Below are 12,528 nucleotides of genomic sequence, written 5' to 3' on the forward strand. Positions count from 1 at the left end.
TAATTACAAGTTAGTGACAAGTTTTATAGGAAGTTGCTATCTTAGCAGCAGGCCAATGCTTGTAGTTTTAATTATCAGGCGTCTAAGTCCGTAGCAAAGGCTGATCTACTCAGTGTTACCCAGTGGGCAAGCAAAAAAAATCCCGTCGAACAGGCATCATATTGCGATAATCAGGTGGTAGTAATGTGTCTTGCTTTTTCGTCTAAAGCGGTCTAGTGCGGGTCGGGGTTTCTTGTGTCAAATAAAGGCCCTTATAGTGAGTTCAAAAAGAATGACAGTTTCCTGCAAGGGGCAGGAGTGGGAGAGGGACACTAAAGGGTAGGTTTCTATCCTGTTCAGGCCGGTCTTCACCTGGCCTGTTTTTTGCACATCCGAATTTATAGATGGTGTTCCGGTGTTGAGGGCAAACACACACCGGGCCGGAGAGGTTGTTGGGTCGTGTCCACGTGGTGACAGACTCACCCATCCGGGTACTGCACGTCGTCAGAGATCGTAGAAGTTAGTTAATTAACTGGAGATTGAAGATGCGACTGGGTGTACTAAGCCCCCGGGGGACCGGGGAAAAGAGGGTAGCGGCCACGCCCGATACCATCAAGGCTTACCGCAAGGCGGGCCATGATGTGATTATCGAGGCGGGTGCCGGACAGGGGATTGCCAGCTCGGATGCCGATTACGAGGCAGCAGGGGCAACGATAGGAGATCCCTATCAAGCCACCGTGCTGCTGGTAGTGGGCCCGGCTGATGTCGATTCGGCACGTTTGCGTGCCGAGCATGTGGTCGTCGGTATGCTGGACCCTTACGAGAGTCAGGGTCTGGACAGGCTGGCTTCTTCGGGCTGCCAGGCGTTCGCCCTGGAGCTGATCCCGCGTACCACGCGGGCGCAAAGCATGGACGTTCTGTCCTCGCAGGCCAATATCGCGGGTTATGCCGCTGTGCTGAAAGCAGCCACCTTATATCCCCGGTTCTTTCCCATGATGATGACCGCGGCGGGTACCGTCAAAGCGGCCCGTGTCGTGGTGCTGGGCGCGGGTGTGGCCGGTTTGCAGGCGATTGCCACGGCACGTCGTCTGGGGGCGGTGGTAGAAGCCTCTGATGTGCGTCCTGCCGCGCGTGAGCAGATCGAGTCCCTGGGCGGCAAGTTTATTGATGTGCCCTACGAGACCGACGAAGAGCGCGAAGCGGCACAAGGGGTAGGCGGTTATGCCCGTCCCATGCCCGCTTCCTGGTTGCAACGGCAGGCGGCGGTGGTGGCGGCGCGTTGCGCCCAGGCCGACGTCATCATTACTACGGCCTTGATTCCGGGGCGGCCCGCCCCGCGTCTGATTGCCGAGGAAGTGGTGCAGTCCATGCGGGCAGGTTCGGTCATTGTTGATCTGGCTGCGGCCCGTGGCGGCAACTGCGCCTTGACCGAAGCCGACCAGATTGTGGAGAAATATGGCGTGACCCTGGTGGGCGAGACCAACTTCCCGGCCCGTGTGGCTGCGGATGCGTCTGCCTTGTATGCACGCAATATTCAACAGTTCCTGGGCTTGATGCTCAAGGATCAGTCTGACGAGCTGCATATCCCTGCGGACGACGACATTGTGAATGCCAGCCGTGTTGTACAGGGTGGCAAACGACTCTTTCCACAGCAGGGAGCCTGACGCCATGGATATTATTTCTCCCCTGGTCATTAACCTGATCATCTTTGTGCTGGCCATTTACGTGGGTTACCACGTGGTCTGGACAGTAACGCCCGCTTTGCACACGCCCTTGATGGCGGTGACCAACGCGATTTCGGCCATCATTATTGTGGGTGGGATGCTGGCAGCGGCCCTGACCGAAAGCCCTTGGGCGCAGGCGATGGGCATTATTGCCACCGCGCTGGCTTCGGTAAACGTGTTTGGTGGTTTCCTGGTAACCCGCCGCATGTTGGAAATGTTCAAAAAGAAGGGCGCTAAAAATACGCCCAAGGAAGGGCAGTCATGATTTCCATGAATACCGTTACCTTGTGCTATTTGCTGGCCTCGGTGTGTTTCATTCAGGCCCTGAAAGGCTTGTCGCATCCAGCCAGTTCGCGTCGTGGCAATCTGTTCGGCATGGTGGGGATGGCCTTGGCCATTGCGACCACAGCCGTGCTGATTTATAGCCTCGCTCCTGAAGGCAAAGAGCTCTCTGGCCTGCTGCGGGTTCTGATTGGTCTGGTGATTGGTGGCGTGCTGGGCACCGTCATGGCACGCCGTGTCGAGATGACCAAGATGCCGGAACTGGTGGCCTTCATGCACAGCATGATTGGTCTGGCTGCGGTAGCCATTGCGATTGCCGTGGTGCTGGAGCCGGTGGCCTTCGGGATTGGTTCGGCCGAGGTGGCTCTGCCCATGGGTAACCGTGTGGAGCTGGCTTTGGGCGCGCTGGTCGGTGCCATTACCTTCTCCGGTTCGGTCATTGCGTTTGGCAAGCTGTCGGGCAAGTACAAGTTCCGACTGTTCCAGGGCGCACCCGTTACCTTCAAAGGTCAGCACATGCTGAACCTGCTGCTGGGGCTGTTGGCCCTGGCTTGCGGCGTGGTTTTTGTGATGACGCAAGCATGGTGGGCCTTTGGCGTGCTGCTGGCCTTGTCCTTCCTGCTGGGCGTGATGCTGATCATCCCGATTGGCGGGGCAGACATGCCCGTGGTGGTGTCCATGCTGAACAGCTATTCGGGTTGGGCGGCAGCAGGGATTGGTTTTTCCCTGAACAACTCCATGCTGATCATTGCCGGTTCGCTGGTGGGTTCCTCCGGTGCGATTCTGTCTTACATCATGTGCAAGGCCATGAACCGCGCCTTCTTCAACGTGATTCTGGGCGGTTTTGGTGCCAATCCGGAAGCGGCTGCGGGTGGTGCAGATCAGGGCAATCGTTCGGTGAAATCCGGCAGTGCTGAAGATGCCGCGTTCATGATGAGCAATGCCGAGTCCGTGGTGATTGTGCCTGGTTATGGTTTGGCCGTGGCCCGTGCTCAACACGCCTTGAAAGAGCTGTCGGACAAGCTGACCAGCCAGGGTGTGAATGTGCGCTACGCCATTCACCCGGTCGCCGGTCGTATGCCTGGCCATATGAACGTCTTGCTGGCCGAGGCCGAAATGCCTTACGAGCAGGTCTTTGAAATGGACGACATCAATAGCGAGTTTGCTCAGACCGATGTGGTGCTGGTGTTGGGGGCCAACGACGTGGTCAACCCGGCCGCCAAGAACGATCCGGCTTCGCCGATTGCGGGCATGCCGATTCTGGAAGCCTACAAAGCCCGAACCGTGATCGTGAACAAGCGCTCCATGGCTGCTGGTTATGCTGGTCTGGATAACGAGCTGTTCTATATGGACAAGACCATGATGGTGTTTGGCGATGCCAAAAAGACCATCGAAGATATGGTCAAAGCGCTGTAAGACGAGTCCGTCTTCGCGCTGGCAGTAAAAAGCGCTCTGGTTCCTTGCGGGCCAGAGCGCTTTCTTGTTGAGTAGAGCGAATTTAGAACTTGGGGCCGGAGCGCAATTGCTCGCACATCTGCTTGCGCTGCTCGGCAGTGGCTTTTTGCAGATCCTGACGGCCACGGTCCAGGCCTTGCTCAAAGGCTTTATCAAAGTCCTCGTCGTTCAGGCCCATGCTTTGAATGGAAGACTTCTGCTGTTTTTTCATCTCATCAAGCTGGGTCTGGCTGTAGTCACCGCAAACTTCGGCGGCAGCGTGCATGGCTCCGCCCATTTGCGCCAGCTGAATGGCAGGGCCGCTATCCTGGGCGTAGCTATTGGCGCTGGCCAGAAGGAGGGCCGCTAAAGGCAAAAGAAGTTTTGTGCGCTCAAACATGGTCAATCCTGTCGATTAAGAAGAGGTCCGCGCAGACGCTGTGGTCTAACAAGAGCAGGCAGGCTCTGTCTGGGCGGAAGTCGCTACTTTACACCGCTTGTCCCTTTACGGTTGAGGCCGCAGGGGCAGGAAAGTGCAACAGACATTGTGCCCGGTCTGCAGTCGTGGAGTTTTGATCTGTTTGCAGGTAAGCGGCGGTATGCAGGGTAAAAGCAGCAGGCAAAGAAAAAGCCCTGATGACGATGTCATCAGGGCTGATCTTTTCAGAGTCTCATCCATTGGGTTTGACCCCACGAGTTCTAACTCTGGTCGCTGATCTCGGTAAAGAAATCAACTTGAATATGGCGCGGCTGGCAAGATTCGAACTCACGACCCCTTGGTTCGTAGCCAAGTACTCTATCCAACTGAGCTACAGCCGCTAAAGAAGTGAAACTATAGCAGACTATTTATCTGAATGACAAGCCTAAAAAGCATTTTTCTAGAAATAAATGCAAAATAGTTTGGGAAAGTACCAAGAATCAGGCTTGAAGAGGTGGCAGAGCCACTTGCGGCGCAGATTTAACCCGGCACTTTGTAATGTCTTTATCCTGCTGGCTGCAAGGGCAAATGGATGCGTACACAAAAGCGCTGTTCCTGGTGTCCAAACTCCAGCCGTCCACCATGGGCGCGCAGGGCTTCATCGCAAATACTCAAGCCCAAACCATAGCCCCCGGTGGAGCGATTGCGGGAGGTCTCCAGGCGGTAGTAAGGGCGCAGGACCTTGGCTTGCTCGTCCAGAGGAATGCCGGGGCCCTCGTCGGCCACGGTAATGATGTATTCCGTCGCTGCTTTCTGTGCGGAGATGTATACGTGCTGCCCGTAGCGCAAGCCATTGGAGATCAGGTTTTCAAGGCAACGGCGAAAGCGCTGAATCTGTATGTTCAAAATGGCTGGCTCCAGTTCTGCCAGCGCGATGCTTTCTCCCAGGTCCTGACGGTTCACGCTGACTGCCGTCAGCAGGGCGGCAAGATCGACTTCGGCAAAGGCTTCGTCAGAGGTCTGAAAGCTCATCAGTTCCAGCGTGGAGTTGACCAGTTCATTGAGCTGTTCCACATCCCGCTTCAGGCTCAGGCGCAAGGCCTCGTCCTGCACTTTCTGTACGCGCAGCTTCAGGCGTGTGATGGGTGTGCGCAAATCATGGGATACGGCCGAGAAGAAATAGGCGCGTTCTTCAATATGTTTTTGTACGCGCTCCACCATATTGTTAAAGGCCACGCCCAGCCGCTTGAACTCTTTGGAGCCACCCAGCTGTATCTTTTCCTGATTACGGTTCACATCCATTTCCAGCACGCTTTTTTCCAGCTTTTTCAGTGGCCGAAAAATGAAGTTCAGGCACAGGGTCAGGGCGATGACCACCAGAATCAGGCGGAAGAAATAGATGCGCAGGAAATAGTCGTAGGTGAATTGCAGATTGCCGATGGAACTCCAGCCCTGGTTTTCCACCACATGCAGTCGCCAGTGCTGGCCATTGGACAGCTTGAATACGGCGGAGAAAGACACATCCACCAGATTCAGTTCGCGCGAAAAGGCGTCCAGCAAAGGAATGCCCGCCTCCTTGTCCGTAGGTCTGGCCTTGTTCACCGACAGCAGATGAAAATTCTTGCAGGCTCCGGTGCGCTCTTGAATGACTTTTTCAAAGAACAGCCCAAAGTCTTCCCCCATATTGGACTGGTAATCCAGTGGCAGATCTGCGCTGACGCGTGTGGCGGATACGCCTGACAGAAGGCTGGGGTCAATGTCCGCGCCATGGGCCAGCTGGGACTCGGCATATAGATACCAGTCTGAAAAACGCACGGCAGCAATACGGGCCGGGGTTTCTATCAAGACCTGCCGGCGCATTTGCGACCACATGGTGCCGGTCAGAATCTGGGCCACCAGCAGCCCCACGACAACGACCAGAGTGATCTTGCTGCGTAATCGTTCGGGATAGAAAAAACAGAAGGTACGGCGCAGTTTCTCCGGCCACGTGCTTGAGGGTGAAACAGCCATGCTTTATTCAGCGTGCAGGGATTGCGGGTCTATGTACAGGATGTAGCCCTCGTTGCGGACGGTGCGCACGATCTCCGGCTTGGAACGATCCTTTTCTATGTAATGGCGGATACGGCTGATGCACACATCAATAGCCCTGTCTTCGTAGTTCAGATTGCGGCCAAAGGCGCGGCGCAGCAGCAGGGCGCGTGACAGTACTTTATTGGGGGCTTCCAGCAAGGACAGCAGCACATGGAAGTCTGAATTGGGCAGGGAGATGGTGACGCCTTGGGGCGAATACAACTGGCGTGCATTCAGGTCCAGCTGCCAGCCCAGAAAGTGATAGCGCGAGGGCGGAGCATCCGCGATGGCGGTTTCTGCCTGGGCCTGTGGAGCTGCATGGCGCCGAATCACCGCCTTGCAGCGTGCCAATAGTTCTCTGGATTCAAAGGGTTTGACCACGTAATCATCCGCGCCCAGCTCCAGACCCGCCACCTTGTCGGCCAGTTCATTACGGGCTGTCACCATGATGATGGCTGGAGGATCGTCGATGCCGCGCAATTGTTTGCACAGTTCCAGGCCATCCTCGCCGGGCAGCATCAGGTCCAGCAAGACCAGAGAAATCGGGTGGCGCTTGAGCAGTTCAAACGCTTGAGCACCGCTTTCGGCGATGTACGTGGTGAATCCGCCAAAGCTCAATTCCTGGGCGGTCAGCTCGGCAAGTTCTACATCATCTTCAATGATTAATACACGGCGTTGGGGGCTGGAAAAACCTGTCATTACATACCATTACATTGCGATTGGGCGGGAACATAAGGCGAAACATCGCCTGAAACCATACACGCTAATCTTACGGCGAACAAGAATTGTTCTCATTATTAAACAGGAGTCATGTTTTGCCGTTCCCTTCATCCCGTCCACCACTCAAGCCTCTTGCGGCCTTGATTCTTCTTGCCCTGAGCGGGCAGGCAGCCTGGGCACAAGATGCGCCCGCCATGCTCAAGCCCATTACGGTCAAGGGGCACGAGCAGGCAGAGCCCGAAGACAGTTACCAAAAGATTTACAGCAAAAGCTCGACCGGGCTGCGCATGGAAGAAAAAGATACGCCGCAGGCCATCACCAACATTACGCGCCAGCAAATGGAGGATCAAAACATTCAGTCGCTGGACGATGCCTTGACCTCGGTGTCGGGTATCAGTGTCAATGAGGTGGATATTGGCTCGCGTACAACCTACCGGGCGCGTGGCTTCAACATCAATAACTACAAGATTGATGGCCTGGAGTTCAATGGCGAGTCCGGTTTTTCCGGTATAGGCGGGGCGGTGAATATGGACCTGTACGAAGACGTCAGCGTCTTGCGCGGGGCCAACGGCTTGCTGGGCGGTACGGGTGATCCGTCGGCCAGTATTTCCCTGTCCCGTAAAAAGGCGTACCGGGAATTTGGCTTGCAAGGCAATGTCGAGCTGGGTAGCTGGCGCAAACGACGCCTGATGGGGGATATCAATACTCCCCTGAGCAAAGATGGGGATTTGCGGGCGCGTCTGGTGCTTAGCGGGGATGACAGCCATACCTTCCGCGACAATGAGAACCCCAGGAGCTTTGGCCTGCTGGCCACCATGACCTACGATTTCTCGCCCGACACCAGCGTGACGGCGGGTTACGAGTACACCTATAAAAAGCACAAGGGCACATCCTGGGGCACGAACGTGCCTATCTGGTTCTCGGACGGCACTCGTACGGATTTCGATCGCAGCTATCACCCGGTTGCGGACTGGAGCTACACCCAGCGCAAGAATCACACCTGGTTTGCAAACCTGGAGCAGAACCTGGGCGGTGGCTGGCATGCCGACGCCAACTACAGCTATAGCGACCTGGAAAGCATCAACAGCTTTGGGGTGTTGAAAGCCAATAGCGCCGGTTCCAAATGGGGCCTGTTTGATAGAGAAACGGGTCTGGCGTATTTGAACAGCCTGCATTCGGAGAGCGAGGGCACGCAGCATGCCTTCTCCTTGAATGTCACCGGGCCATTCAAACTATTAGGTCGCGAGCATGAGCTGATTCTGGGCTTTAACGGCCAGCGCTCAGAGGAGACTTCCTATCAGTTCAGCGGAGCCTTGGGGAACTGCCATATTGATGGTCATGTGCCAGCGCGTGGATGTCAGTACCGTCTGGATCTGCCTGCCAATTGGCAGACCTGGAATGGTAATGAGTACGGTGCGCCGCAAACCTTCCGTACCGATGCGCGTGGTGTGACACGGACGACTAATTACGGCCCGTACATCGCCACCCGTCTGGAGCTGGCTGACAATCTGAAAGTCATTCTGGGTTCGCGCTATAGCTACTACAAAACCTATGCCTACGATTACGACAAGGACAATGTCAAAAGCGCCCGTCGCTCCGAGCTGGACAAGAAGGTATGGACACCCTATGTAGGCCTGACCTTTGATGTCACGCCGAATCACACGCTCTACACCAGCTATACCGACGTGTTCAAACCGCAAAGCCAGCGCGATGTGGCAGGCAATATCATCAAGCCAATTACGGGGGCCAGCTACGAGGCGGGTATCAAGAGCTCCTGGCTGGATGATCGCTTGTCCAGCACCGTAGCGGTGTTCCATGCCAAGCAGACCAACGTCGCCAAGGCGGATGATGATCGTACCGTACTGGATACCGGCGATCAGGCGTATGTGGCCAATGCTACGGGTATCAAATCTACTGGCCTGGACTTGCAACTGGCGGGGGCACTGACCAATCGCTGGAATGTGTATGCTGGCTACACCTATATGAATGTGGTGGATTCCAGTCCCAATAGCAGTCCACGTCAGGACCCGCGTCACAGCTTCCGTGTTAGCACCACGTATCGTCCGAACGTGCTGGCCGACAAGCTGACTTTGGGGACCAGTATCAGCTATGACAGCTCCACGACATCCACGCCTATGCCCGGTCGTCCCTTGGCGGGCGGCGGTTTTGATAACAGCCCGATTCGTCAGTCCGGCTACATGCTGGCCCACGTGATGGCGCGTTATGACGTGAACAAGAATCTGAGCGTGACGGCACGCGTCAATAATCTGTTCGATAAGGAATACTATCGAGAGTTCGGTTTCTATAACGGCCTGATTTATGGCGAACCACGTAACTTTATGGTGAATGTGCAAGCCCGCTTCTAAGCGCGTCTGCTTTGGGTTGTAAAAAAAGCGGCGCTAACAGGTAGCGCCGCTTTTGCACGTCTGTTATTTGTTTGTAGGGATAGTCCATCTGGCAGGACGTGACCCCAGGTCTCCGATTCGTCGCCAGGTACCTGAGTGATTTGAGCTATAGCCGAGATCAGGAGTGGGCAGTGGCATTCAGAGTCTTGCCAATGCAAGAGTGGCTTGCTGACTGGGGAGAGGAACTATTATTCTTCGTGGCGGCTGCGTCAACATCAAGCGTGATGATGACGCAGCCCCAAGTCAATTAGTTGCAGTTTCAAAGCCCCAGGAGTTACAGGTATGGTCCCATTCGGCTTAAGTCCGGCACAGTTTCAGCTGCGTTACAGGCGGTGTCTGGAACGAGCTTCAAAGCCTCTCATTACCGAGTTACGTACCTTGTTCGCCTTGCCTGTGCCAGATAGCGTTGCGGATGCCCAGGTGCAAATTTTTTTTGGTGAAGATGGCCTGGAAACCCCGTCGGCATGGATTTACTACAGCGGTGAAAATAATAAAGTAGATAGCAGCGACCCTTCCATCTTTCCCGGTAGAGCCCTGGAACTGTCTCTGGCTTTGGACAAGATGGACACCTTCCACGAAGACTATTTCCTGGATGAAGACTTTGGTGGGCTGAGTATCGCGGCTAACACCACCAAAGCGTGGTTTGCAGAATGCTGGTGGAAAGCGGGTGGATGGAGCTATGCCGTCCCCGTGACGGTGTGGGTGCATGATGGCTTTGGGGACGGTGAGGGTATTGAGTTGTCAGAAAGGCGATAAGGCCGTGCAGGAGTTATTCCTGTCTACATAAAAAGCCACTACTGCTCATTCTATTTCTTCGTTCCAGTCTGCTCGTATTGCTATTGTGGGTGGTGCCTGGCGGGGTAGTGGGTCTTTTCCCTGCTTGTTGTCCGAGAGCAGAAAGCAAAAAAGCCATTTCCGAAGAAATGGCTTTTTTACTGAATATGGCGCGGCTGGCAGGATTCGAACCCACGACCCCTTGGTTCGTAGCCAAGTACTCTATCCAACTGAGCTACAGCCGCTAAAGAAGTAGAAATATAGCACGGCTATTTTTACTTGTCACCAAAATATCAACAAATTTTACTGAAATCGTCTTTTTTTTATGTTTTTGGGGTCGGCGGGCAGGCTGTAAAGCCAGAGATGGCAAGGCGTGCAGCGGGACAACAGTGAATCTCTTTATTTTTGGTCTTGGGGGCTCGTCTTGGTGGTCCTTTAGGCGCGCCAGACAGAAACTTCGAACAGTCTGCCCCGGATGACTTGCCCCACAGGGCACAAAGTCGCATTATTACGCCATTGTTTTGGAGCCCAATGTAATGGATCTGTCGAAAATTACCTGCACTGAAGATTTCCGCCTGGCGGCCAAACGCCGCGTGCCCAAGATGTTTTATGACTACGCCGACTCCGGCTCCTGGACGCAGGGCACGTATCATGCGAACGAGCAGGATTTTCACAAGCTGAAATTCAAACAGCGGGTGGCCGTGGACATTGACCATCGCAGTCTGAAGACCAAGCTTCTGGGTCAGGATGTGGCCATGCCCGTGGCTATTGCCCCTACCGGCCTGACCGGCATGCAGCACGCCGATGGTGAAATGCTGGCGGCTTTGGCTGCACGGGATTTTGGTATTCCGTTCACCCTGTCCACCATGAGTGTGTGCTCGCTGGAGGACGTGGCCCAGGCTACCCGTGCCCCGTTCTGGTTTCAGCTTTATGTGATGCGTGATCGCAGCTTTATTGAAAATCTGATTGCGCGTGCCAAAGCGGCTAACTGCTCGGCCCTGGTGTTGACTCTTGACTTGCAGGTCTTGGGCCAGCGTCACAAGGACATCAAGAATGGCTTGACCACGCCTCCACGCCTGACTATTCCTAATTTGCTGAATCTGGCGACCAAGCCGTACTGGTGCCGAAATATGTTGCGCACGCACCGTCGTAGCTTTGGCAATATCGTCGGCCACGCCAAGGGGGTGTCGGATCTGCGCTCCTTGTCTACCTGGACGGCCGAGCAGTTCGACCCGAGCCTGAACTGGAAAGATATCGAGTGGATCAAGAATGCCTGGGGCGGCAAGCTGATTGTTAAAGGCATTATGGATGCCGACGATGCTCGTTATGCCGTGGATAGCGGGGCTGATGCCTTGATCGTGTCCAATCACGGTGGCCGTCAGCTGGATGGCGCGCCATCCTCAATTTCCTGCCTGCCTGCGATCAGCAAGGCGGTAGGTGACAAGATCGAAGTGCTGGTCGATGGTGGTATTCGCAGCGGTCAGGATGTGTTGCGTGCCCGCGCCTTGGGCGCTCAAGGTGCCATGATTGGCCGTGCTTTCCTGTATGCCTTGGGTGCGGCGGGGCAGGCCGGTGTGGCCCGTTTGCTGAAATTGATGGCGAATGAGCTGGACGTGTCCATGGCGTTTTGCGGTCGTACCGATATCAATCAGGTAGACCGCTCCATCTTGCTCAATCCCGATATTTTTGATCGCCCCGGTTACTGAAGCCCGATATGCAAGGGCCCTGGCTGGACGGGTAAATGACCTCGTCCGTGGGGCCCGTTCAGATCCAGTACAGGGCCAGCCGGCACAATGCCCGTCGGGTTCAGATGGCGGTGACTGCTGTAGTAATGGGTCTTGATGTGATCCAGGCTGACCGTGCTGGCCACGCCAGGCATTTGGTACAGCTCCAGCATGTAGTTCCACAGATTCGGATAATCAATCAGACGGCGCAGATTGCATTTGAAATGGCCAACATAGACCGGATCAAAGCGAATCAGGGTAGTGAACAAGCGCCAGTCGGCCTCGGTCAGTTGCGTGCCAGTCAGGTAGCGCTGCTGGCTCAGGCGAGCCTCCAGCCCGTCCAGGCTGTCAAACAGGGCATGAACTGCTGTGTCGTAGGCGGCTTGTGAGCGGGCAAAACCTGCTTTGTAGACCCCGTTATTGACGGTGTCATACACATGGGCATTGATCTGGTCGATTTCGCCCAGCAGCTCGGCAGGTGCCATATCCAGGCTGCGCGCGCCCAAAGTATCAAAGGCGCTATTGAAAATACGCATGATCTCGGCCGACTCGTTATTGATGATTGTGCCGCGCTGCTTGTCCCACAGTACGGGCACGGTAATGCGCCCTGTGAATTGCGGGTCCGCCTTGGCATAGAGCTGATGCAGGAACTGCGCATCCATGACTGGGTCCGGCACCACGCCCTCCGCCGGTTCAAAGGTCCAGCCCTGATCGCCCATGATGGGGTTCACCACTGACACTGAAATCAGCTTTTGCAGCCCCTTTAATTCACGCATGATCAGGGTGCGATGCGCCCACGGGCAGGCCAGCGAGACATATAGGTGATAGCGATTGGCCTGGGCAGGCTGCGCTGCCTGGCCGTCCGGGCCGGGGCCGCCGTCGGCGGTAATCCAGTCCCGGAAGGCAGACTGGGCACGTTGAAATGTATCGGACTGGGTGCTGCTGACAGGCTCTTTGCTATGCCATTGTCCATCTATCATCATGCCCATCTGTGTACT

General features: G+C 55.5%; 10 protein-coding genes and 2 tRNA genes. 6 read left to right on the forward strand and 6 right to left on the reverse strand.

Annotation, left to right across the window (positions count from 1 at the left end; all coding sequences use genetic code 11):
* Nucleotides 1–524: 524 nt before the first annotated feature.
* From KOE80_RS05625 to KOE80_RS05635, 3 genes are read left to right on the forward strand one after another with little or no spacing between them, the layout of a single operon-like run.
* The gene (locus KOE80_RS05625) at nt 525–1,643 is read left to right on the forward strand and encodes an NAD(P) transhydrogenase subunit alpha (RefSeq protein ID WP_026484257.1); all 1,119 of its coding nucleotides are present in this window, start codon (nt 525–527) and stop codon (nt 1,641–1,643) included.
* Between the two features lie 4 nt (nt 1,644–1,647).
* On the forward strand, nt 1,648–1,968 hold the full coding sequence (locus KOE80_RS05630) for an NAD(P) transhydrogenase subunit alpha (protein WP_009457776.1): 321 nt from the start codon (nt 1,648–1,650) through the stop codon (nt 1,966–1,968).
* Nucleotides 1,965–3,401: an NAD(P)(+) transhydrogenase (Re/Si-specific) subunit beta gene (locus tag KOE80_RS05635; RefSeq protein WP_088450874.1), complete on the forward strand. Its 1,437-nt coding sequence runs from the start codon at nt 1,965–1,967 to the stop codon at nt 3,399–3,401. The genes KOE80_RS05630 and KOE80_RS05635 overlap by 4 nt, the downstream gene beginning before the upstream one ends.
* A gap of 82 nt (nt 3,402–3,483) precedes the next feature.
* Here KOE80_RS05635 and KOE80_RS05640 read toward each other — a convergent pair whose 3' ends face one another.
* The 4 genes from KOE80_RS05640 to KOE80_RS05655 all read right to left on the reverse strand — a co-directional run bounded on the left by KOE80_RS05640 (nt 3,484) and on the right by KOE80_RS05655 (nt 6,606).
* Complete coding sequence (locus KOE80_RS05640; RefSeq protein ID WP_035270874.1) at nt 3,484–3,819, reverse strand: hypothetical protein; 336 nt, start codon at nt 3,817–3,819, stop codon at nt 3,484–3,486.
* A 342-nt stretch (nt 3,820–4,161) separates the two neighbouring features.
* Nucleotides 4,162–4,238, reverse strand: a tRNA-Arg gene (locus KOE80_RS05645).
* A 163-nt stretch (nt 4,239–4,401) separates the two neighbouring features.
* Nucleotides 4,402–5,847 (reverse strand): sensor histidine kinase, encoded by a 1,446-nt coding sequence (locus KOE80_RS05650; RefSeq protein ID WP_226348591.1) that lies wholly within the window; start codon nt 5,845–5,847, stop codon nt 4,402–4,404.
* 3 nt (nt 5,848–5,850) lie between these two features.
* Nucleotides 5,851–6,606 (reverse strand): response regulator transcription factor, encoded by a 756-nt coding sequence (locus KOE80_RS05655; RefSeq protein ID WP_035270868.1) that lies wholly within the window; start codon nt 6,604–6,606, stop codon nt 5,851–5,853.
* A 116-nt stretch (nt 6,607–6,722) separates the two neighbouring features.
* Between KOE80_RS05655 and KOE80_RS05660 the strand changes: the two genes are divergently transcribed.
* Entirely contained in the window at nt 6,723–8,993 is a 2,271-nt protein-coding gene (locus KOE80_RS05660; protein WP_226348592.1) for a TonB-dependent siderophore receptor, read from the forward strand.
* A gap of 321 nt (nt 8,994–9,314) precedes the next feature.
* The gene (locus KOE80_RS05665; protein WP_226348593.1) at nt 9,315–9,788 is read left to right on the forward strand and encodes a hypothetical protein; all 474 of its coding nucleotides are present in this window, start codon (nt 9,315–9,317) and stop codon (nt 9,786–9,788) included.
* 186 nt (nt 9,789–9,974) lie between these two features.
* On the opposite strand, the gene KOE80_RS05670 is transcribed toward KOE80_RS05665, so the two are convergent.
* Nucleotides 9,975–10,051, reverse strand: a tRNA-Arg gene (locus KOE80_RS05670).
* Nucleotides 10,052–10,342: 291 nt separating this feature from the next.
* Between KOE80_RS05670 and KOE80_RS05675 the strand changes: the two genes are divergently transcribed.
* Nucleotides 10,343–11,512, forward strand: coding sequence for an alpha-hydroxy acid oxidase (locus KOE80_RS05675; RefSeq protein WP_009457768.1), 1,170 nt, complete (start codon nt 10,343–10,345; stop codon nt 11,510–11,512).
* On the opposite strand, the gene KOE80_RS05680 is transcribed toward KOE80_RS05675, so the two are convergent.
* Nucleotides 11,506–12,519: a glutathione S-transferase family protein gene (locus KOE80_RS05680; protein ID WP_226348594.1), complete on the reverse strand. Its 1,014-nt coding sequence runs from the start codon at nt 12,517–12,519 to the stop codon at nt 11,506–11,508. The two genes, KOE80_RS05675 and KOE80_RS05680, sit on opposite strands and share 7 nt — an antisense overlap.
* Nucleotides 12,520–12,528: the final 9 nt, after the last annotated feature.

Origin of the sequence: Alcaligenes sp. 13f (genome assembly GCF_020496585.1) — a bacterium.
GTDB classification, from domain to species: Bacteria; Pseudomonadota; Gammaproteobacteria; order Burkholderiales; family Burkholderiaceae_B; genus Alcaligenes; species Alcaligenes phenolicus.